Origin of the sequence: Sulfurovum zhangzhouensis, assembly GCF_030347965.1 — a bacterium.
Classification (GTDB): Bacteria; Campylobacterota; Campylobacteria; order Campylobacterales; family Sulfurovaceae; genus Sulfurovum; species Sulfurovum zhangzhouensis.
In genome coordinates, this window is sequence record NZ_JAQIBD010000014.1 from 1 (window position 1) to 574 (window position 574).

The 574-nt window shown below is 54.7% G+C and carries 1 protein-coding gene; it reads left to right on the forward strand.

All coding sequences use genetic code 11. From position 1 onward, the window contains the following. Positions 1–574: transposase (locus tag PGH07_RS11415; RefSeq protein ID WP_289414627.1), on the forward strand; the 574-nt coding region annotated here is incomplete at both ends.

A 574-nucleotide genomic window follows, 5' to 3' on the forward strand; every position in this document is an offset into this window, starting at 1 on the left:
TCCCGTTTAATCAAGGACTTGCTGATTCGCCGCACTCAGTTGTTGGAAATGCAGACGATGGAAAAGAACCGTCTCCAGATCCTGCCCAAGGCACTGCACCGCTCGATCAACAGCCTACTGAAATCCCTGAAGACCCAGATCGACAGCATCACCAAACAGATCGACGAAGCCGTCATGCAGGTCAAGCATTGGCGCACTAAAACCGAGATTCTGACCAGCGTTCCCGGTGTCGGAAAAGTCCTCGCCTACACCTTACTTAGCGAGCTGCCGGAACTCGGTAGACTCAACCGCAAAGAGATCGCTGCTCTGGTCGGCGTCGCGCCCATGAACCGCGAAAGTGGCTCCTATAACGGCAAGCGACGCATCCGTGGTGGCCGACACCGCATCCGCACGGTGATGTTCATGGCGATGCTCTCATCGATCCAATGCAATCCGGTTTTCAAGCGCTTCTACGAACATCTGAAGGCTCAGGGGAAGCTACCCAAAGTGGCCATCATCGCCTGCATGCGCAAGCTCATTGTGGTGCTAAATACGCTCCTGAAAAACGAGGAGCGCTGGTGCGAAAAAACAGCCT